Source organism: Actinoplanes italicus (assembly GCF_003001815.1).
Taxonomy (GTDB): domain Bacteria; phylum Actinomycetota; class Actinomycetes; order Mycobacteriales; family Micromonosporaceae; genus Actinoplanes; species Actinoplanes italicus.
On the sequence record NZ_PVMZ01000001.1, the window covers coordinates 117,090 to 138,249 of the forward strand.

The window sequence follows — 21,160 nt, forward strand, 5'->3', positions numbered from 1 at the left end:
CACCGGGCCCGCGTCGTTGTCCAGCCAGTCGTGAGTCACACGCGGCTGCTCAGAAGACGTCGGACGGTGTCAGTACCGTCCGTTCGGGGGCGGCCATGGTCTGGCCGACCCGGGTGACCAGCATCGCCATCTCATAGGCGATCAGGCCGAGGTCGGCGTCGGCGGACGCGAGCACGGCCAGGCACGCCCCCTGCCCGGCGGCGGTGACGAAGAGGAAGGCCTCCTCCATCTCCACCACCGTCTGACGGACCTGGCCGGCGTGGAAGTGCCGGCTCGCCCCCTTGGCCAGGCTCTGGAAACCGGCCGCCATCGCCGACAGGTGCTCCGCGTCCTCGCGGTCCATCGCCGCCGAGGCGCCGAGCATCAGGCCGTCGGCCGAGAGGACCACCGCCTGCTGTGCGGTTGGCACGCGTTCGACGAGGTCGTCGAGGAGCCAGGTGAGATTCGCGCTCTGCTTCGTCTGTGCCACTATGCGTCCTTCTCCAGCATGAGGTTCTCCCCGGGACCATCGGCGTGTTCGCCGTTCACGCCGGCCTCCGGCCCGGATGGTGCTTTCTCCCCGTCCGTCGCGGGATGCGCGAGGGCCGGGAAACTGACGGTAGCCGCATCGGAGATCGTCGCGTCGCCGGGCTTCGCGGCGTGTCCGTCGACCGGCGCTTCGGAGTCGCCGGACTCCTCGCGGGCCGCATCGGCGCGACCACGGTTGGTACCGAGTTGCAGGGCGCTCATCAGTGAACGGACCTGCTCCGGGCTCCGGGCCGGAGCCGTGGACTCGGGTTCCACGACCGGCGCACGCAGCTGCGGCGCCAGGTTCGCCTGCCGGACCCGGCGGGGCAGGCCGTCTTCACCGATGATCTCCCCCGTCGTCTCGCCGACGGGCTGCGTGATCTCCTCCACCTCGACCGGCGGCAGCTCGGCCGGTGCAACGGGTTCGGCGGGCCCCGAGTTCCGCGGCACCGCACGGGGCGCGACGGGCAGGCCCGCGGCCAGCTCGTCCAGCACCGAGAGATCGATGGTCTGGTCCGCCTCGGCGGAGCCGTTCACGGCCGCCGGCGGTAGCGCCTGCTTGCGGGTCCTCCGGCGCTGCACCAGGCCTTCGGCGCTCAGCTCGGCCGCGACCGTGCTCGGTGCCGGACCGGTCAGCTCCGGGGCCGAGCGGTGATGGCCGTTGAGTGAGGGCGTGCCCGCGCTCGCCGGGGCCGGGCTGTCGTCCGGCGTGGTCCGGCGGCCTCTCGTGGCCACCTGCCGCAGGTCGCCGCTGATCTGCCCCGGCAGGACCGCGAACCGGTCCTCGGACGGGCCGTCGCCGGCGGGGCCGGCGGGAGCGGGCTGACCACCGGAGCCGGGTGCGGAGACCAGCTCGCCGGGGAGCAGCACCACCGCGGTGATCCCGCCGTACGCCGAAGCCCGCAGCGAGACCCGGATGTTGTGCCGCTGAGCGAGCTGGGCCACCACGAACAGGCCGAGCCGGGCGCTGTCGGCCGGATCGAAGTCGGGCGGCTCGACCAGACGCCGGTTCGCCTCCTCGATCGCCTCGGGGGTCATGCCCAGGCCGCGGTCCTCGATCTCGACGGCGTAGCCGTTCGGCAGAACCTGCCCGATCACCTGGACCCGGGTGTGCGGCGGCGAGTACGACGCGGCGTTCTCGATCAGCTCGGCGAGCAGGTGGATCACGTCACCGACGGAACGGCCGACCAGCGCTGAGGTGGCGATCGCCCGGATGTCGACGCGCTTGTAGTCCTCCACCTCACTGATCGCGCCCCGGATGACGTCGATCACCGGGACCGGGTTGCGCCAGCCACGGCCGGGGGCGGCGCCGGCCAGGATGACCAGGTCCTCAGCGTGGCGCCGCATCCGGGTGGCGAGGTGGTCGACCCGGTAGAGGTCCTCCAGCTCCTGCGGGTCGGTCTCGCGACGTTCCATCTTGTCGAGCAGGGACAGCTGGCGGTGCAGCAGCGTCTGGCTGCGCCGGGCGATGTTGAGGAACACCTCGTTGATGCCGCGCCGGACGTTGGCCTCCTCGACCGCGGACTGCACGGCCGTACGCTGCACGTCGTTGAACGCGCGGCCGAGCTGGCCGATCTCGTCCTCGCCGTACTCCAGCGGCGGCGTCTCGGAGCCCACGTCGACCATCTCGCCGCGCTGCAGGCGCCGTACCACCGAGGGCAGTTGTTCCGAGGCCAGTTCCAGCGCGTCACGCCGCAGCCGGATCAGCCGGCCGACCAGCGAGCGGCCGAGGCGGACCGAGACGTAGACCGACAGGCCCAGGGCGACCAGGCCGAGCACCGCGCCGATGCCCAGCTTGCCGAGGATGTCCACGGCGAACGGGACGGCGTCGCGGGACACCTGCTGGATCGACCGCTCACCGAAGAGCCGCAGTTCCTGGGCCGCGTAGTCGTAGGCGTGCTGCCACTCGGTACCGGACACCGGCGGCGGGCCACCGGCGTAGCTCTGCGCCAGCAGCCTGTTCTGCATGATGTCGAGGTCGATGAAGGTCGGGTGCGTGATCAGCCGGGCGTAGTCGTTCTGCACGCTCTCCGGCATGTCGGCCACACCGGAGACGAGCAGGTAGCGCTCGATGCCGATGTACTCGATCAGCACCTGCCGGGTCTTGGCGTCGATGCGGCCGTCGGCGTTGGCGCCGGCCAGGAGGGCATCGATCCGGCTCAGGTACTCGAGGCCGCGAAAGGTGGCGATGACGCCACGGACCTCCCGGTCCACCCGCTCGTGGAAGAACACGGCGGCGGTACGGGAGACGTCGAACCCGATCTCGATGATCGTGTCGTACTTCTGCACGACGTAGAGGTAACTGATCTTGCGCTCGTCGACCTCACGACGCAGATCCGGCAGCTCGGCCGCCTTGCCGAGGAAGGCCTCGACCTCGACACGGAGGTCCTCGGTCATCTCGGTGTCGCCGGCCTGCCGCTTGAACTCGTCGATGATCAGGTCGGTGGTGGCGCGTTCCCGGTCCAGCTCGGTCTTCGCCGGACGGGTGGTGGCCTGGTAGATCGCCGAGAAGTGCCGCTCCCGCTGCAGCTGTGCGATCAGCCGCAGGCCGGGGTCGCCCAGCCTCTGCACCGCGTCCCGAGCGTTGAGCAGCGTGAAGGCCGGGCCGGCAGTCACCACGGTCGCGAAGATCCAGATCGCGAGCAACGCGGACAGCGGCACCGCGACCATCGCGATGATCTTCGAACGGATCGACCAGTTGCGGCTTCTCATCAAGCTCCGCCCGAGGGGTTCGGCAGGGAACGATCAGCGTCCCGCCCGTGACATCGGCCGTCTGGAAGGGGGAAACGACCGGAACGCCCGTGGCGTGCGCTCCGGAAGAATACGTAATGACGTCCGTCTCAGCTAGCTCCCGGAGCCGGTCGATCCCCGTCGTCTCTCCTGTTTGTCCTGCCAGAGCCGCTCACGATCTTTTTCTCGCCGATCGTCGGGCTTACGACAGCGGGCCGGTGTCACCGTGCCCGATTACGACCCTGGCGCGCGTTGTTCGTGCCGACGGGATTGGCGCAGGGTGCCGATTGGGAATACAGGCGGTGGAAGAAGGAGGAACCTGATGTCCCCCACCGCCACCATCGTCCTGATCGTCGTCCTGCTGCTCGTCGTGGCCGCGGTCGTGATCGGTGTTCAGCTCGGACGCCGCCGGCGGCTCCGGCAGACCTTCGGCCCCGAGTACGACCGCGTGGTCGCCGACACCGGCAACCGCACCGAGGCGGAGAAGGAACTGCTCGAGCGCACCAAGCGGCATGCGCGCCTCGAACTGAAGCCGCTCTCGGCCGAGTCCCGCACCCGTTACGCCGCCGCCTGGGAAGAGGTCCAGATCCGTTTCGTGGATGACCCCGGCGAAGCGGTCTCGACCGCCGACGAGCTGGTCACCCGCCTGATCGCCGAGCGGGGATACCCGACCGGCGACTACAACGAGCAGCTCGCCGACCTGTCCGTCGAGCACGCCGCCACCCTCGAGCACTACCGCTCCGCCCACGACATCAGCCGGCGCAGCCGGGAGGGCGCGGCCGAGACCGAGGACCTGCGCCAGGCGCTGGTCCACTACCGCGCGCTCTTCGCCGACCTGCTCGGTGAGGACCCGGTCGCGCACACCACGCCCGCGCCCCGGCCGGCCGCGGACGAAACCGTCCCCAACACCGACACCAGCACCCGCTGAGGAGGCTCCACCGATGCGTTTCTTCTCCAACGAGGCCCAGGAGAACGTCGACGACAAGAACGCCGACGGCAAGGCGGACGACCGTGTCGACCGCGACCCGGCCGAGACGCAGGCCGTGCCGCAGCAGCGGGCCGGATCGCCGTGGCAGCACGACTCCGACCCGACGCCGCAGCCGACGGCCGTCGGGACGTCACCGCAGCCCACGGTGGTCGGCACCGCGCCGCAGCCGACGGCGGTCGGGACTTCTCCGGTAGCCGGCGCCGAAACGGTTCCGGACCCTGCCGACACCGACAGGAAAGACACCGACGAGCAAGACGCCGACAAGCAAGACACCGATAAGAAAGACACCGATAAGAAAGACACGCACGAGATCGACGCGGACAAGAGGGACACCGACAGGATCGACGCCGCACTCGAGGACCGCGGCACCTTCGACGACCCGCACGTCGGTGAGCCCGGCCCCCGCGACACCGGCACCGGCCCCCGCGACACCGAGACCGGCTTCCCCGACGCCAAGGTCGGCTCCCACGACGCGAAGATCGACGCGCCCGTGGACGAGAAGGTGGACGACAAGGTCGATGAGAAGGCGGACGAGAAGGCCACCCCCGAGGTCACCACACCGTCCGGCCCCGCGCCGTTCTTCCCGTCCGCCGACACCCAGCCGATGCGGGACCGCTGGCGCGACGTCCAGCTCCGCTTCGTCGACGACCCGAAGGGTGCCACCGCCGAGGCCTCCGGGCTGGTCGACGAGGCCGTGGACAAGCTGTCGAAGGCGTTGCGCGACCATCACGGCTCACTCGCGAAGGGCACCGACGACACCGAGCAGTTGCGTGTCGAGTTCCGCAGTTACCGCGACATCCTGGACCGCCTGCTCGGTCTGTGAACGTCCGGCCGCGGAGGAGGGGGAGCCGTCAGGACTCCCCCTCCTCCGTCGTTGCGGGGCCGGTCGAGGCACTGGGACTCGCACTGTCGCTCGTGGAGGGTCCGGTGGGCGGATCCTCCGGCGGCGAGGACGACGTGGACGCCGAAGGCGAGACCGACGGTGACCGGGACGGCGAGGCCGGCGGGCGCGGCGGCACGGTCCGCGCCGGACTGGGGCGGCTGGTGGCGACGAGCTTCGGCACCGGCGAGGTCTCGGTGGGCGGCGAGTACGAGTACGTGATGACCGGCCCGTCGTCCGCCAGATCACCCGCTCCGGCCCCACCGAAGTCCATGTCGGCGCCGGGGAACTGTTCGTCGACCGTTCCGGGGCGCTGGCCGGGGGCGAGATTGACGGCACCGAGCTGGGCACCGAGCCACAGCGCCGGGCCGAGACCCACGGCGATGATGGCTCCGAAGAGCGCCAACGGCCCTCGTTCCATGACGGCCTCCCCCGTTACGCCAGACGATCGTCTCGCCTCACCCGGGACCCTGCTACCCAATTCGGGCATCGGCGAAGCGAACGATCGCTGAGGCCATTGTGACCCGAAGTGACGTAACGGTTACTAGTTCGTCGCACACGCGACTGGGTTCACTTTCGGGTACGCAGGAGTCTCCCGACGGGTTCACCCCGTCACCTCATCGTGTACCGGCCAGGAACGTCAGCGCCTCATCCCATGCGGACCATCCGCCGGGCAGCTCGTCGGTGTCGAGGGCCGGGCGCAGCGTCAGATCAGGGCCGTCCCGCATGTCGAGCGTCCAGCTCCTACGTCGCCCGCCCGTCGCGGTGACCCCGGCGACGTCCGCGAACGGCACGAACCGGCCGCCGCCGGGCAGCACAAGGGCATCACCCGCCGGGCCGCCGGACGGATCACCCTCGGGTGCCACCGTGCCACCGACCGGTACGCCGTCCGCCGCGATGCGGGTGAGCCGGCGTTTCGACTCCGGCCCGCGGCCGCGCGGCAGTCCGGGCACCAGGAGCAGCCCGAGATCGGTGATCAGTACGTCGGTACGCGCTCCGTCGGCGGAGAGGTTGACGAGCCCGCCGAGCACCTGGGCGCGGGCCGAACCCGGCCGGGACGCCGCGGCGGCCAGGTCGACGCCCGCCTCGGTCAGGTAGGCCCGGACCGCCTCGGTGGTCTCCGGGTCGGCGGCCGCGGCGGCCAGTTCGGCCAGGTTGAGGTAGGTTCCGTCGGCCGCGGCCACCTCGGCGGCACCGGTCCAGCTGTGCCGCCAGCGGGCCACACCGCTGCGCAGCGCGGCGAGGGCGAGCATCAGTCCGAGCAGCTCGACGATCCGCTCAGTCCTCTCCTCCGGCGGCACCTCCGGGAAGACCGTCTCGGCGGCGGCGCGCAGGCGTCCGTCGGCGACGAGCGTGAGCAGCTGACCGGCGTCGGGCACCGGGCTGCCCACGGCCCGGGAGATCGCCGCGAGCGCGGCCTCGGCCTCCCGCTCCATCTCCGCGGTGCGGGCCACACTCAGGCACTCGTCCCAGGTCACCACGGCCCGTCCACGCGGCGGGAAGGCCACCGCCTGCAGAACCCGGCCAAGCGCCGGTAGGTCCGGAACGAGCTCCGGCCCGGCAGCGGCGGACGATTCGGATGAAGAGGGCGATTCAGCGGAGTCGGTGGCGGGCTGGGTGACAGCGTCGGGCTCGGGAGAGGCTGCGGGTTCGGGGGAGGCTGCGGGTTCGGGTGAGGCAGCGGGCTCGGGAGATGCCGCGGATCCCGCCGTGAGGGCCGCGATCCGCTCGGCAGGCGGTGGATGGGGGTCCCACGGCCCGGCCGGTTCCGGCTCCCGGGCCCGCAGCATGCTCATCTCGGTGCTCCGGGCCGCCAGCACCCGCAGCAGCCCGCCGAACACGTCATCCGGCACGTAACCGGCCTGCCAGCCCGGCCCCACGTACTCGGCGTGGAAGAGGCGCTGCATCCCGGCCAGCGCCGGCAGATCCCGCAGTGCCGCGACGGTGGCCTCGGTCCCCGCGAAGGCCGCGGCGATCCGGTCGGCGGCGAACTCCTGCTCCCGGCCGAACGGCGCGTCCAACCGCCGGTAGAGCCCCGCGTAGGCACGCAGCAGCATCCCCGCCGGGTTGCGCCGGGAGATTCGCGGCAGGGTCCGCCCGACCGCGACCCGGCCGCGATGCGCGAGCGGCGCCCATCGGCCGAGCACGGGTGAGGAGTGCGCGAGTTCGTGCGCGACGATCGCCTTCAGCCGGTCCGGGTCCAGTGCCTGCAGCAGCGGAAGCCCGAGGTAGAGGTCCCGGCGTCCGCCGATCAGCCCGAGGAGCCGGGTGCGCTCGCCGACCGCGGCGGTGGCGTCGGCGACCACGGTCACGCCGGCCGGCACCGGCACTCCGGCGGCCGCCGCCGCCCCGTCGACGAGCTCCCACAGCCGAGGTGCCTGCTCACGGCCGACCGCCACGCCGGCCGGGACGCGGTGCCGGGTGTGCAGGGCACGCCACGTCGCGTACGCCAGGGTGCCGAACGTGGCCAGGCTGAGCGGCGCACCGATGCGCAGGGCGAACGAGCTGGGCAGCAGCCACAGCACCGCCCAGAGGGCGAGCAGGACGGCTGCGAGCTGCAGTCCCGCGACGATCAGGAACCCGGCCAGCGCCACGGCCGACCGGGCCGCTCCTGGTGCACCCTTGCTCAAGCCGCACTCCTCCCGGACGAGTCGGCCCCCAACAGTAGGGCCAAAACGGTGCGTAACCGTTTCGCGCACGTCCAGTGGGTTATACGAGCCCTATGGCTGACCTCGATCAGACACTGGCCGTCGCCCTGAAGGGGTACGCGTGGCTTCCGGATCTCCGCCGCCGGACGGGTGGCGGGCCGGCGCGGACCCGGGTGATGGGGCAACCTGCCGTCGGCATCTGCGGCCCCGCGGCCGCGCGGTCCTTCTACGCCGCCGGCAATCTGGAGCGGCACACGGCGCTGCCGGAGTTCGTGGTGCGGACGCTCTTCGGCCGCGGAGCGGTGCACACGCTCGACGGGGCCGCGCACCGGCGCCGCAAGTCCCTCTTCACGTCTCTGCTGATGGGCGACGGGATCGACCGGCTCGCCGCGATGGCCGGGGAGGAGTTCGACGTGGCGGCCGCCCGATGGCGCGGCGGGCCGCCGGTACGCCTCTTCGACGAGGCGGCCGTGATCATCACGCGGGCGCTGTCGCGATGGACGGGCATGCCTCTGGAGGAGCGCGAGGTGACGGCGCTCGCCCGGGACTGCGTCGCGATGGTGGACGGGTTCGCGACGGTGGGCCCACGCCGTGCCCGGGCGTTGCTGGCGCGGCGGTCCCAGGAGCGGCGTCTTTCCAAGATCATTTCTGCGGTACGGGCAAAGCCGCTCTCCACCAGCCCTCTGTCGGTGGTGGCGCACCACAGCGACGAGGACGCGCTACTGGATCCGCGAACGGCGGCCGTCGAACTGCTGAACATCCTGCGCCCGACGATCGCGGTGGCGTGGTTCGTCGCGTTCGCCGCGCACGCCATGGACATGTGGCCGAGCCACCAGGCCCGGATGCGTGCCGGCGACGACGAGTTCACCGAGGCGTTCACGCACGAGGTCCGGCGGTTCTACCCGTTCGTCCCGTTCCTCGGCGGCCGGGCACTGCGCGACCTGTTCTTCCAGGGTGAGCCGATCCAGGCCGGCACGCTGGTGCTGCTGGACGTCTTCGGGCAGAACCACGACCCGGAGCTGTGGCCGGACCCGTACCGGTTCGACCCGGCGCGCTTCCTGAACCGGGAGATCGGCGAGTTCGACCTGATCCCGCAGGGTGGCGGCGATCCGCGGACCGGCCACCGCTGCCCGGGCGAGAAGATCACCGTGGCACTGCTCGGCACCCTGTGCCGGCGCCTCGCCGGCCTGGACCACTACCTGCCGCCGCAGCGGACCGGGATCGACCTGTCCCGCATCCCGGCGATACCCCGGGACCGCATCCGCCTGGTCGTCCCGGAGCACCGCCCCGCGTTCAGCGACACTCTCAGTGCCAGTCGATCTCCGGTGAGCGGTGGAAGCTGACGCCGGCGGCCTCCCAGCGCGGGCCGAACGCGGCCAGCCGGGCCCGGAACGACTGCCAGTCCCGGCTCTCCCGCGGTGACCAGGCCACCTCGGCGACGGCCGGGAGCCGCGGGAAGGTGAGGTGGCGCACGTCGTCGACGCTGCGCAGGGTCTCCGACCAGAGCGGCGCCTCGACGCCGAGGATCGCCTCCTCGCCGACGCCCGGCAGTCGCTCGGCCGGGTCCCAGTCGTAGGCGCGCTCGACGCTGACGTGCCCGGCCCAGTCGAGGCCGAGCCGGGTGCCGGCGTCGTACTTCATGTCCAGGTAGGTGCGGTCGGCCGGGGAGACGATCACCCGGTGGCCGGTCGCGGCGGCGCGGGCCACGGCCTCGTCGGCGGCCTCGATCCGCCAGTACTGCACGACGGCGTCCTCGGGCAGGTCGGCGGTGGCGATCTCGTGCCAGCCGATCACGGTCTTGCCGAACCGGGCGGGGATCGGCAGCACCCGGGCCAGGAAGGTCCGGTAGTCCTCCGGCGGCGTGGACAGGCACTCGTCGCCGCCGATGTGCAGGTAGGGGCCGGGGGTCAGGTCGGCGACCGTCTTGAGGACGGTCTCGACGAAGGCGTACGTCTCCTCCTTGCCCGCGACCAGCGAGGAGTAGCCGACCTCGGCGTCGGTACGCGGCACGACCGGCTGCCCGTCGGCGGTGAGCTCCGGGTAGGCGACGTGCACGGCGTTCACGTGGCCGGGCATGTCGATCTCGGGGACGATCGTGACGAACCGCGCGGCCGCGTACTCCACGACGTCGACGTACTCGGCGCAGGTCAGGAAGCCCGGCCCGGCTCCGTCGACACCCGTGCCGGGGCCGCCGCTGACGTCGGTGAGCCGGGGCCACCCGGGGATCTCCAGCCGCCAGCCCTGGTCGTCCGTGAGGTGCAGGTGCAGATGATTGATCTTGAACTGCACCAGCAGGTCGATGTGCGCCTTGATCTCGTCCGGGGTGAAGAAGTGCCGGGCGATGTCGAGCATCGCGCCGCGGTAGGCGTAGCGGGGACGGTCCTCGATCACGCCGCCGGGCAGGACCGTGCCGAACTGACGCAACGTCTGCACGCCCCAGAACACGCCCTGCGCCGAGCCGCCGAGCAGGCTGACCCCGGCCGCGGTGATCTCCAGCCGGTACGCCTCGGCAGGCAGTGCCTCGTCGAGGCCGAGCCGGATCGCGCCGTCCGCGGCGGCCGGCAGATTCAGGTGCGCCGCGACGTCCCCGAGTGACGGCGGCGCGCTCACCGCCGTACTCCCGGTGATCGTGAACGATGCGTCCGTGACCGGCCGCACCGATGCCGGTCGGGGGATAACATCGCCGAGTTGCTGTTCCGTCCGCTCGCTCACTCTGAAGATTGTAAACAGTTTCGCCATGACGACCATCACACGTCTCGCTCGCCGGGGTGACGAAGCGGTCCTGCACGACCTGGCCGCACGGACATTCGGGCTGGCCTGCCCGCCCGGGACCGAACAGGCCGACATCGACGCGTTCGTGGCGACCCATCTGTCCGAGGCGAGTTTCGCCGGCTACCTGGACGACCCCGCCCGGACCATCGTGATCGTGTCGGCAGACGACCGGCCCGTCGGATATTCGATGCTGGTCAGCGGCCCGATCACCGACCCGGACGTGTCCGCCGTGGTGGACTGGTCGACCAGTGTGGAGCTGAGCAAGTTCTATCTGGCGGCGGAGCGGCACGGGGGCGGCGCCGCGCACGAGCTGATGTCCGGGACGCTGGCGGAGGCGGCGCGGACCGGCGCCGCGACGTGCTGGCTCGGCGTCAATCAGCAGAACGAGCGGGCCGCCCGGTTCTACGCCAAGCACGGCTTCGAGATCGTCGGGGTGAAGAGGTTCCTGGTCGGCTCCGAGTGGCACGACGACCACATCAGGCAACGCGCCCTATCCTCGGCGAATGGCACTGGTACGACCGGCTCGTGACGAGGATGCGGCGGCCATCGTGGACATCTGCACACGGGGTTACCGGCACACCTATCCCGCCCTGCTGAGCAGCGAGTTCATCGAGCGGATGATCGCCGAGTCGTTCCACCCGGAGCGGGTGGCCAAGGAGATCGCCCCCGCGCCTCCGGGCCGGCTCGGCTACCAGGTCGCCGAGGAGGACGGCCGGGTCCTGGGTGCGGCCGTCGGCGGGATGATCGCACCCGAGGCGGGTGAGCTGTTCCTGCTCTACGTGGACCCGGACGAACTCGGCCGCGGACTCGGAACCCTGCTGCTGAACCGGGTGATCGATCAGCTCCGCGCATCGGGCGCCACCGCGGTGTGGGTGGCCGCCCTGGACGGCAACGAGCTGGGCATCCCGTTCTACGAGGCACGCGGTTTCCAGAAGATCCAACGGCGGCGCACCCACGGCGCGACCGATGCCGACAACGCCTGGTCCTGGCTACTCTCCCGCCCTCTCTGAGTCCGCGTGAACCGGATCGGCCGTTGCGGGCATCAACGGTTGTGAACGACCTACGCTCGCAACCGATGCACCCTCAACCGATGCATACGGCCGATGACGTGCTGATCCGGGAATCGGTGCGGGAGCCGGACCGGTTCGCGCCGCTCTTCGACCGGCACGCGGTGGCGATCCACCGCTACCTGGCCCGCCGGATCGGGGCGCCCGCTGACGACCTGCTCGCCGAGACCTTTCTGATCGCCTTCCGCCGCCGGGCCGCCTATCAGCCACTCGGCCTCGAGGTCCGGTCCTGGCTGTTCGGCATCGCCACGAACGTCCTGCACCGGCACGTCCGGCAGGAGGAGCGGCGGTACCGGGCCCTGGCCCGCGCCGTCGCGGAGCAGCCGCGGCCGCACGCCGACGACTCGGCCGAGGACCGGGTGGACGCCGCGGCTCTGCGCTCGGATCTGGCCGCGGCGCTGGCCCGGCTCAAACCGGGTGACCGAGACGCGCTGCTGCTCCTGGCGTACGCGCAGCTCTCGTACGCCGAAATCGCCGTGGCCCTGGAGATCCCGGTGGGCACCGTCCGCTCCCGGATCAGCCGGGCCCGCAAGATCACTCGCGCCGCCCTCAGTCTTCCCGCCGAGCTCAGCCCTCTCGAGGAGGAGAAGTGAACGACCTCGAACTGCTCGACACCTACGGTCCGGACGCTCCCCCGCCCTCGGACGCCGCCCTGGACGCCGCACGAGCCAGGCTGCTCGGTGCCATGGACCCGGCCACCGCACGCCCTCGTCCGTCTCTGACCCGCGGCTGGGGCATCGCCGTGGCCGGACTGGGCCTGGCCGCCGCGGTGGCCGTAGCCGGTGTCACGCTCCCCCGGATCGCCGACCGTCCGGCCCCCGGAGTGACGGCGACGACAGGTTCGGGCCCGATCCGGCTGGTCGCCGCCGCGAAACCGGAGTTCCCGTGGACACTTCCCGGCCTCGGCAAGGCGTCGTTCACCGCGAACCCGGGCGATCCGGTGATCGCTGTCTACCTCGCCGAGGACCACAGTGACGTCTACCTGACCAGCACGGACGCTCCGTCGAAGGGAGAGCCGGCGGACGTGGGCGGGCGGCCGGGACGGATCATCGAGTTCAACGGCACCACGGACAACGGCCGGCCACCGCTCGACCTGGTCTGGGAGCACCGGCCGGACCTGTGGCTGCGACTGACCGGACAGGGGCGATACGCCACGCCGGAGGCACTGATCGAGCTGGCCGGCCGCGTCCAGGACAAGCCGCAGCGCCTGCGTTTCGAGGTCACCGTGGGCCTGATCCCGGACGGCTGGGAGCTCGCCGCGTTCAAGGACGAGAGCATCCTGACGTATCGCGATCCGGCCGATCCCGGCACCGACTTCTCCGTCCAGTGGACGCCGAAGGGCGAGCCGCTGTTCCGGGCCCGGGAGATCGAAGGGATGGAGAACGCGTCGAAGGTGACCGTGCAGGGCCGCCCCGCCGATCTGTTCCGGGCGGGCGAGTTCTGGATGGTGCAGGCACGGCTGGCGGACGGTTCGATCTTCCGGCTGATGACGCCACGGTCGTTCACGGAGGAGCAGGCGCTCGAACTCGCGGGGTCGATCCGGCGCTCCACGTAGTTTTCATCGATATTTATATAAGTGACGACTGAAACGTGACAGGAATTTGTCGTACCCGGTCGCTAATTTCTTTCCTGCGGACCGGCGCCACGGGGGCGCCGGTCTGTCCACATTCCTCACGCGGCGTGGCGCATCAGGTTCTCGCCCGTCGCACGGATCTGCTCCCGCAGCTCAACGGGTGACTCCACAGTGAACGGTGCGGCCAGCACGCCGAGCACCATGACCGGCCAGCCCAGATCGTCGACACCCATCCGCAGCCGGCAACCCTCCGGCAGTTCCTCGATCCGGCCCCAGTTCCCGACGAAGGCACGCACCGTGTCGGCCGGAGCCTGGATCACCACCGAGACGTCATACCTGTTGGGGATGGTCCGCATCCGCGAGCGCAGCCACTCCACCGGATCACCGCCGGGCAGCTCACGCGGGCGAAACCGCGCACCGGTCGGCTGCGGGGCGGTCAGCCGGTCCACCCGGAAACTGCGCCAGTCACCGCGCTCCAGGTCCCACGCCACCAGGTACCACCGCCGGCCGAGCGAGACCAGCCGGTGCGGCTCGACGTGGCGGCGGGCGGCCTCGCCCTCCCGCGGGGCGTAGTCGAAGCGCAGCCGCTCCTCACCCCGGCAGGCCATCGCCAGGGTGGTGAGGGTGAGCGCGTCGAGGACCGGGCCGCCGCCGAACACCCCTGGCGAGGTGACCGCCTGGAGCGCGTCGATCCGGCGCCGCAGCCGGGGCGGGAGCAGCTGAATCACCTTGGCGAGGGCGCGTACCGAGGTCTCCTCGAAGCCCGCGACCGCACCCGCGGCGGCGCTGCGCAGGCCGACCGCGATCGCGACCGCCTCCTCGTCGTCGAGCAGCAGCGGCGGCATGGCCGCTCCGGCCTGCAACTGGTAACCACCGGCGACGCCGCGCGAGGCGTCGACCGGATAGCCCAGCTCGCGGAGCCGGTCGACGTCGCGCCGAAGCGTCCGGGAGCTGACCTCGAGACGGTCGGCGAGTTCGGAGCCCGGCCAGTAGCGATGGGTCTGCAGCAGCGACAGCAGTCGCAGCATCCGTGCACTCGTGTTCGCCATGCGTCCAAGACTCCATTGCATTGCGGTCAAAAAGTGGCCGCATCAAATCCTAACCTCGAAGCATGATTGAGACGCGAGAGCTGACGAAGCACTTCAAGGACGTCCGCGCCGTCGACGGCATCGACCTGACGGTGGCCCGGGGCGAACTGGTCGCGCTGCTCGGGCCCAACGGCGCCGGCAAGTCGACCACGCTGCGCATGCTCACCACCCTCATTCCGCCGACCAGCGGCAGCGCCCGGGTGGCCGGATTCGACGTGGTCCGTCAGCAGCGCGAGGTTCGGCTGCGGATCGGCTACATCGGACAGGGCAACGGCGCGGGGCACAGCCAGCGCGGCCGTGACGAACTGATCAGCCAGGGCCGGGCGTACGGGATGAGCGTCAAACCCGCCCGCGCCCGTGCCGACGAGCTGATCGAGTCGCTGGGCCTGGCCGAGGTCGCGAACCGGACCGTCTCCACACTCTCCGGCGGCCAGCGCCGCCGCCTGGACATCGCGATGGGTCTGATCCACGCGCCCGAGCTGCTCTTCCTCGACGAGCCGTCCACCGGGCTGGACCCGCAGAACCGCGCCAACCTGCAGGAGCACATCGTGCGGCTGCGCGCCGAGCACGGCACCACGATCGTGCTGACCACGCACTACCTGGAGGAGGCCGACTCGATGGCCGAGCGGGTGGTGGTCATCGACCACGGGCGGATCATCGCCGACGACACACCGCAGCGGCTCAAGGCCAAGCACGTCGGCGACCGGGTGATCCTCGGGTTCGCGTCGGCGGACGAGGCGGCACGGGCCGCGCAGTCCTCGGGTGGGCGGCAGGACGGCACCGAGGTGCGGATCACCGACGAGGACGGGCCCCGGCTCGCCGCCAGGCTGGCCGCGACTCTCGCACCGGCCTCGATCGAGGTCATCCGCCCGACCCTGGACGACGTCTTCCTCACCCTGACCGGCCGCAGCCTGCGTGAGGACGCCGCAGCCGTCACCAAGACCGAGCTCGTGGAGGCCTGATCATGACTTCTCTCGTTTCCGACACCCGTGTCGTCTTCAGCCGCGAGCTGCGGCCGGTCCTCCGCGACCCGTTCTCGGTGATCTTCTCAATGATCCAGCCGCTGTTCTTCCTCGCGCTGTTCGCGCCGCTGCTGCCGGGCGACAACTCGCTGCAGTGGTTCGTGCCCGGGATCATCGTGATGTCCTGCCTCTTCGGCTCCTCGATGACCGGGTCGAACCTGCTGTACGAGATGCAGACCGGCTCGCACGAGCGGATGCTGGTCACCCCGCTGCGCCGGCCCGCGTTGCTGATCGGGCGCGCGCTCAAGGAGATCGTCCCGATGTTCGTGCAGGCGGGTGTGATCGTGGCGGCCTGCATCCCGTTCGGGTTCGAGCTGCACCTCGGCGGCGCGCTGCTCGGACTGCTCGTCATGGCCGCGTTCTGCATCGGGCTGGGCTCACTGTCGTACACGCTGGCTCTGGCCTCGAAGAGCAAGGAGTGGCTGTTCTGGACCGTACAGCAGACCCTGATCTTCCCGTTGTTGCTCCTGGCCGGGGTGCTGCTGCCGCTGGACAACGGGCCGGGCTGGCTGAAGGCGCTTTCGAAGATCAATCCGATGACGTACGTGGTGGACGCCGAACGGGCACTGTTCAACGGTGACGTGTGGGCGCGCAGCACGGTCGAGGGCCTGATCGCGGCCGTCACGGTCGGAGCCGTCGGCCTAGCCGTAGGCGTTCGCGCCATGAAGCGCTCCGACTGACCCCGGGTTCCGTACAGCCACAAAGATGCGACAGCCGGGACCCGGCCCGCTACCTTGTGCTTCGCAATGAATGGCGAGGCGGAAGGTGGCGGGCCGATGCTCGGTCGCGAACGTGGTGACAGGCGACGGCGACTGCTCCCCCTGCCCGACCTGCCCGGCGCGGTGAAGAGCTTCATCGGCACCATCACCCGGCCCGACGTCCCCGGCCCCGCGCCTCGTAACGGCAATCCGGACGCCGTGGTGGACTGCGCGGTCTACGCCGGCGGGCTCCGGCACGGCGGCTCCGCCCAGGTGCCGTACCCCGAGGCGGCCCGGCTGGCCCGTCGTCGCCGCGGCGCGTTCGTCTGGCTCGGTCTGCACGAACCCGACCTGGCCACGATGCGCCCGGTCGCCGAGGTGTTCGGGCTGCACGAGCTACTGGTCGACCAGGCCGTCTCGGGCGGCGGCCACCGTCCCGGCGTGGAGACCCTCGGCGAGGTGACCCGGCTGGTGCTGCGCACCGCGCGCTACGTCGAGCACGACAAGCTGACCGCCACCTCCGAGGTCGTCGAGACCGGGGACGTCACGGTGCTGATCGGACCCTGGTTCGCGATCACGGTGCGGCACGGCCCGGTCGGACCCCTCTGGGAGGTACGCAAGGAGCTGCAGAGCCGTCCCGAGGTGCTCCGCCAGGGACCGTGGTCGGTGGCGTACGCGGTGGGCAGCCGGATGGTCGACAGCTACCTGGACGTGGCCGAACACGTCGAGCACGACCTGGAGCGCATCGAGGAGGAGACCTTCGCCTCCGAGCGCACCTCCGATTTCGCCCATATCTACCAGCTCAAACGGGAGATGGTCGAGTTCAAGCGGGCGGTGCTGCCGCTGGCCGAGCCGCTGTCCCGGCTACTGGAGTCGCGCGGCCTGCCGGTCAGCCTGCGACCCTATCTGGAGGACGTCCGCGGCCGCCTGGCCCGGGCCGTGGACCGGGTCGGCAGCTTCGACGACCTTCTGAACTCGATCCTGCAGGCCCGGCTCGCGCAGGTGTCGGTGGACCAGAACCACGACATGCGCAAGATCGCCGCATGGGCCGCCATCGCCGCGGTGCCCACCGTCATCGCCGGCATCTTCGGGATGAACTTCGACGTGATGCCCGGCACCGGGGAGCCGTGGGGCTTCTATGCCTCGGTCGGCACGATGCTCCTGATCGGTGGCGGCCTGTATCACCGTCTGAAAAAGTCCGGCTGGCTCTGATCACTCCGAGTAACTGTGCCATCTTCCCCCAATAAGGCCATCTTACAGGCCATATAGCCACCCGAACCCGAGCGTCTCGACCTACCAATGAACACGGCGAGTTACTAACTTAGGTAACTGAGTCGACCATTGGGGGGAATCAGCGTGACGGCAATCGACGCTTTGCCACGGCACGCCAAGCACGGCATGTTCACCGCCCTCAAGGGGCACGTGGACCTGTTCCTGAACGCGGGCTCCCTGATGGCGACCACGCTCGTCACGTCCGTGTTCGGCTTCGCCTACTGGTGGGTGGCGGCGCAGTTCGCGCCGCAGGCGGCGGTCGGCCAGGCATCGGCCGCGGTCTCGGCGATGACCCTGATCGGCACGATCGGCATGTTCGGCATGGGCACCATGCTCATCTCCGAGCTGCCGACGATGGCCCGCGGCAAGTGGGACCTGATCTCCACCTGCCTGCTCACCGCCGGAACGGCCGCGACCGCCGGAGGCCTCGCCTACGTCATGGTCGCGAGCCTGTGGGTACCCAGCCTCCAGGACGCGCTCGGCGGGACGCCCGGCACGATCCTGCTGGTCGTCGGCATCGCCCTGAACGCCATGACCCTGGTCCTCGACGAGGCCATGGTCGGCCTCCTGCAGGGGCCGCTCCAGCTGATGCGCAACGCCTGGTTCTCGCTGATCAAGCTGGCACTGCTCGCTCTCGTGGTGGTGATACCGGGCCTGGCGCTGACCGGCACCGTACTGCTGCTGACCTGGGTGGCCGGTATCGTCGCCGCCACCGCGATCCTGTTCCGCACGCTGCGCCGCCGCCGCATGATCGACTCGCTGCAGCCCCGGCCGGGCCTGATGCGCGGTCGCGGGCGGGCCACGTTCGACCACAACCTGCTGAACCTGGCCACCTATCTGCCCCGGGCCGCACTGCCGCTGATCGTCACCGCCACCCTGTCGGCCGAGGCCAACGCGGCGTTCTACACCGCGTTCATGGTGCTGTCGTTCATGGCCATGGTGCCGGGCAACGTGGCGCTGACCCTGTTCGCGGTGACCGCCGGCGACCGGAGCGCGCTGCGGAGCAAGGTCCGGGTCGGCCTGGTGATCTGCCTCGGTGGAGGTCTCCCGGCATCGCTCGTGGTGTTCCTGCTGTCCGAGCAGATCATGGGCCTGTTCGGCGCGAACTACGCGAAGTCGGCGGGCGAGGCACTGGCGATCCTGTCGCTCACCTACGTGCCCTTCGTCTTCCACCACTTCTTCCTGGCCATCTCCCGGGTGCAGAACAAGCTGCGCGGCGCGGGGATCTTCTCGATCTTCGCGGGCGTGGCCGAGTTGCTGGCCGCCTGGTGGGCCGGCTCCACCGGCGATCTGAACGACCTGGTCACCGCGGTGGCCGTGGTGATGGCGATCGAGATGGTGCTGGTCGCCCCGATCGTGCTGAAGGTCGTCTTCGCGCCGGTCCCCGACATGTCCGCGGTATCAGAGGGAGTAAACGTCATGTCCACCACCAGCCTGACCCTGCACGAGCGTGCCTGGCTGCCGCTGGAGTACATCCGCACCGTCGGCCCGCTCGCCGGTGTCGACGCGGCACGGGTGCGCAACGCGCTGATCGGCCTGCACGCCATCGACCCCACTCACCGGGCGGTGTCCCGGCTGGACCGTTCCGGCGCCCGCTGGCAGCACATGGACGCCACGTCGTTCGCCGCCTACGTGCAGGAGGCGGTCACCGACATCGGCCACGGACCGGTCGACTTCGACGCCATGACCCGGTACCTGCAGGCCGAGCCGCGGGCCCACCACCCGGTGCGGATCCTGGTCGGCGGCGGATACTTCGCGATGAAGGTGTCGCACGCCTACGGCGACGCAGGCCCGGTCAACACCCTGGTTCAAGAGCTGATCAAGGCGGCGTACGAGGGTCGCGCGGCCCGGATCGCGCCGTCCAAGCGTCACCGCACCGCCCTGGCGAAGGCGTGGTGGAAGCAGTTCGGCCTGAAGCCCGGCCGCTGGAAGGAGGGCCTGAGCTTCGCCCGCCCGCCGCACGTCGAGGAGGGGCCGGCGCGGCCGTGGCAGGCGAACCTCACCGTGGTCACGGCCCGGTCCGGTCACGTGCTCGGTCAGATGCGGACCTGGCGTGACCAGTACGCGCCCGGCGTCACCACCTCGGCGATCACGTTCGCGGCCTTCACCTCCGCGCTGATCGAACTGGGATTCCGTCCCGACCTGCGCGGGGGCACGTTCCTCGCCGACGCCCGCCGTTACCTCGACTCCGGCGTCAGCATCGACAGCAACTTCTGCATGGGGCCGTTCCTCACGCCGCCGAGTCTCACCGACCCGATGGCCATCCACCGGACGCTCAAGGCGGAGCTGGCCACCGGCCGGATCCTGACCATGATGCTGCTCCGCGAGGGCAAGATTCTGCTCAGTGGCGCGCCGGGGATGCCGGACCCGTACCCCACCGAGGTGGCCGCCGAGGCGCGTCCCCGGCTGACCTTCAGCAACCAGGGTCGGCACGACATGCTCGGTGACCTGCCGTGGGCGGTCGAGCCGGGTGGCCGGGTCAACCAGAGTGTGCCGACGCTCAACGGGCCGGAGGGCATCACGCTGACCACCAGCGAGATGAACGGGGTCCTGCACATGGAGGCCACGTTCCACGCTTCGACCTACGACCCGGCGATGGTCGCCCGTGCCCTCGACATGGTGTGCCGCGACCCCGCCGGACTGATCATGGCAAAACGATGAAATAACAATTTATGTACGAAAGCGCCCGGCCGCTGAATCCAGCGGCCGGGCGTTCGTTATTCGCGAGCCGGACCGGCGCTCATCGAATCATGATCAATTGCGCGGGCCGTTCTGGCCGCCGTTGCGCGGGCCATTGTTGTTCTGGCCACCGTTCTGCTGCTGGCCACCGTTGTTCTGCTGGCCACCGTTATTCTGCTGGCCGCCGTTCTGCTGCTGCCCGCCGGCGTTCTGCTGCTGACCACCGGACTGCTGGCCGCCGGCGCCCTGCTGGCTGCCGGTCTGCTGACCATCCGGCTGCTGGCCACCGGACTGCTGCCCGCCGGTGCTCTGCCCGCCGGTGCTCTGCCCGCCGGTGCTCTGCCCGCCGGTGCTCTGCCCGCCGGTGCTCTGCCCGCCGGTGCTCTGCCCGCCGGTGCTCTGCTGGCCGGTGTTCTGCTGGCCGGTGTTCTGCTGGCCGGTGTTCTGCTGGCCGGTGTTCTGCTGGCCGGTGTTCTGCTGCTGGTTTCCGGCAGGCGCACCCTGGCCACCACCGGGGGTGTGCTGACCAGGGCCGCCCCCCGGGCCGTGGGGTCCCTGGGGACCCTTCGGGCCCTGTCCCGGACCGTCGTGTCCCGGACCGCCGGGACCGCCGTGGCTCGGGCCGCCCGGGTGGCCGTGTCCGGGACCGCCCGGACCGCCGTGACCCCCCGGGCCGGTGTTCCGCAGCACGGGCAGCGAGAGCGCCACCGTGCGCGTCTGAGTACGTGACTTGAAGCCGCAGTCGTCGTACGAGATGGTCGCCCACAGCTTGGCCACACCGGGCCGCTGCAGGTACGGCGTGACACGGACCTTGACGGAGTCGGTGCGCCCCGGCCACAGCTTGTCGCCGCGGGTGAACGACGCCGAGCGCTTGAAGCCGGTGTAGTCGACACGGACCTTCTCGCCGCGGACGCGGACCTCGGCGTCGCAGATCGGCCGGTCGGTACGCCACTGGATGGTCACCCAGCTACCGGTGTTGGCCCGTACCGACTGGAGCCAGCTCGACACCGGCTGAGGGCCACGGGCTGCGGCGCCGGCCGGGGCCGTGGTGACCGTCGCCGCCATCCCGAAAGCCGCCGTGGACAGGGCGACGATCGCCCCGAGTCGCTGTGTCTTCCGCATCAGAAATTCCTCCAGTACCTGAGTCCGCCGCATCACCTGCCGGCCTGACGAAACGGACAATATGCGGATTCAGCGCAAAGGCGGCTACTTTCAACGGTGTTTCGGCATGAAAAA

Annotated in this window: 18 protein-coding genes; 11 read left to right on the forward strand and 7 right to left on the reverse strand. The window is 70.7% G+C overall.

The annotated features are described in order from the left end of the window. Positions 1 to 49: 49 nt before the first annotated feature. Together CLV67_RS00620 and CLV67_RS00625 are read right to left on the reverse strand one after the other, a co-directional pair. Positions 50 to 472 (reverse strand): roadblock/LC7 domain-containing protein, encoded by a 423-nt coding sequence (locus CLV67_RS00620; protein ID WP_106315156.1) that lies wholly within the window; start codon positions 470 to 472, stop codon positions 50 to 52. Continuing rightward, positions 469 to 3,219: a nitrate- and nitrite sensing domain-containing protein gene (locus CLV67_RS00625; RefSeq protein WP_106315157.1), complete on the reverse strand. Its 2,751-nt coding sequence runs from the start codon at positions 3,217 to 3,219 to the stop codon at positions 469 to 471. Before CLV67_RS00625 ends, CLV67_RS00620 begins: the two co-directional genes overlap by 4 nt. A 340-nt stretch (positions 3,220 to 3,559) precedes the next feature. Between CLV67_RS00625 and CLV67_RS00630 the strand changes: the two genes are divergently transcribed. Both CLV67_RS00630 and CLV67_RS00635 read left to right on the forward strand, forming a co-directional pair. Next, a complete protein-coding gene (locus CLV67_RS00630) occupies positions 3,560 to 4,165 on the forward strand; it encodes a hypothetical protein (protein ID WP_106315158.1) in 606 nt (201 codons plus the stop codon). 13 nt (positions 4,166 to 4,178) lie between these two features. After that, entirely contained in the window at positions 4,179 to 5,048 is an 870-nt protein-coding gene (locus CLV67_RS00635; protein ID WP_106315159.1) for a hypothetical protein, read from the forward strand. 28 nt (positions 5,049 to 5,076) lie between these two features. On the opposite strand, the gene CLV67_RS00640 is transcribed toward CLV67_RS00635, so the two are convergent. Both CLV67_RS00640 and CLV67_RS00645 read right to left on the reverse strand, forming a co-directional pair. Next, positions 5,077 to 5,526, reverse strand: coding sequence for a hypothetical protein (locus CLV67_RS00640; protein WP_146168939.1), 450 nt, complete (start codon positions 5,524 to 5,526; stop codon positions 5,077 to 5,079). A 196-nt stretch (positions 5,527 to 5,722) separates the two neighbouring features. Then, on the reverse strand, positions 5,723 to 7,735 hold the full coding sequence (locus CLV67_RS00645; protein WP_106315161.1) for a M48 family metallopeptidase: 2,013 nt from the start codon (positions 7,733 to 7,735) through the stop codon (positions 5,723 to 5,725). Positions 7,736 to 7,827: 92 nt separating this feature from the next. Here CLV67_RS00645 and CLV67_RS54125 point away from each other — a divergent pair, with 92 nt between their 5' ends. Continuing rightward, positions 7,828 to 9,096: a cytochrome P450 gene (locus CLV67_RS54125; RefSeq protein ID WP_106315162.1), complete on the forward strand. Its 1,269-nt coding sequence runs from the start codon at positions 7,828 to 7,830 to the stop codon at positions 9,094 to 9,096. Here the strand turns inward: CLV67_RS54125 and CLV67_RS00655 are convergent. Then, complete coding sequence (locus CLV67_RS00655; RefSeq protein WP_239166162.1) at positions 9,059 to 10,465, reverse strand: family 20 glycosylhydrolase; 1,407 nt, start codon at positions 10,463 to 10,465, stop codon at positions 9,059 to 9,061. The two genes, CLV67_RS54125 and CLV67_RS00655, sit on opposite strands and share 38 nt — an antisense overlap. Positions 10,466 to 10,490: 25 nt before the next feature. Between CLV67_RS00655 and CLV67_RS00660 the strand changes: the two genes are divergently transcribed. From CLV67_RS00660 to CLV67_RS00675, 4 genes are all read left to right on the forward strand, one after another. Continuing rightward, the gene (locus CLV67_RS00660) at positions 10,491 to 11,054 is read left to right on the forward strand and encodes a GNAT family N-acetyltransferase (RefSeq protein WP_106315164.1); all 564 of its coding nucleotides are present in this window, start codon (positions 10,491 to 10,493) and stop codon (positions 11,052 to 11,054) included. Further along, positions 11,029 to 11,535 carry a GNAT family N-acetyltransferase gene (locus CLV67_RS00665; protein ID WP_106315165.1) on the forward strand — a complete coding sequence of 169 codons (507 nt, stop codon included), beginning with the start codon at positions 11,029 to 11,031 and terminating at the stop codon, positions 11,533 to 11,535. Before CLV67_RS00660 ends, CLV67_RS00665 begins: the two co-directional genes overlap by 26 nt. Before the next feature lie 80 nt (positions 11,536 to 11,615). Next, positions 11,616 to 12,185, forward strand: a complete 570-nt coding sequence (locus CLV67_RS00670) for an RNA polymerase sigma factor (protein ID WP_203736967.1) — start codon at positions 11,616 to 11,618, stop codon at positions 12,183 to 12,185. Further along, the gene (locus CLV67_RS00675; protein WP_106315167.1) at positions 12,182 to 13,147 is read left to right on the forward strand and encodes a hypothetical protein; all 966 of its coding nucleotides are present in this window, start codon (positions 12,182 to 12,184) and stop codon (positions 13,145 to 13,147) included. The genes CLV67_RS00670 and CLV67_RS00675 overlap by 4 nt, the downstream gene beginning before the upstream one ends. Positions 13,148 to 13,263: 116 nt before the next feature. Here the strand turns inward: CLV67_RS00675 and CLV67_RS00680 are convergent, their stop codons facing one another. Then, entirely contained in the window at positions 13,264 to 14,214 is a 951-nt protein-coding gene (locus tag CLV67_RS00680; RefSeq protein WP_170153711.1) for a helix-turn-helix transcriptional regulator, read from the reverse strand. Positions 14,215 to 14,276: 62 nt separating this feature from the next. On the opposite strand from CLV67_RS00680, the gene CLV67_RS00685 reads away from it, so the two are divergent. The 4 genes from CLV67_RS00685 (at position 14,277) to CLV67_RS00700 (ending at position 19,906) form a co-directional block, all read left to right on the forward strand. After that, complete coding sequence (locus tag CLV67_RS00685; RefSeq protein ID WP_106315168.1) at positions 14,277 to 15,215, forward strand: ABC transporter ATP-binding protein; 939 nt, start codon at positions 14,277 to 14,279, stop codon at positions 15,213 to 15,215. A gap of 2 nt (positions 15,216 to 15,217) precedes the next feature. Then, entirely contained in the window at positions 15,218 to 15,955 is a 738-nt protein-coding gene (locus CLV67_RS00690; RefSeq protein WP_106315169.1) for an ABC transporter permease, read from the forward strand. A gap of 96 nt (positions 15,956 to 16,051) precedes the next feature. Further along, complete coding sequence (locus CLV67_RS00695; RefSeq protein WP_106315170.1) at positions 16,052 to 17,185, forward strand: magnesium and cobalt transport protein CorA; 1,134 nt, start codon at positions 16,052 to 16,054, stop codon at positions 17,183 to 17,185. 144 nt (positions 17,186 to 17,329) lie between these two features. After that, positions 17,330 to 19,906, forward strand: coding sequence for a lipopolysaccharide biosynthesis protein (locus CLV67_RS00700; protein ID WP_146168940.1), 2,577 nt, complete (start codon positions 17,330 to 17,332; stop codon positions 19,904 to 19,906). A gap of 93 nt (positions 19,907 to 19,999) precedes the next feature. On the opposite strand, the gene CLV67_RS52580 is transcribed toward CLV67_RS00700, so the two are convergent. Continuing rightward, entirely contained in the window at positions 20,000 to 21,046 is a 1,047-nt protein-coding gene (locus tag CLV67_RS52580) for a hypothetical protein (protein ID WP_106315172.1), read from the reverse strand. Between the last annotated feature and the right edge of the window lie 114 nt (positions 21,047 to 21,160).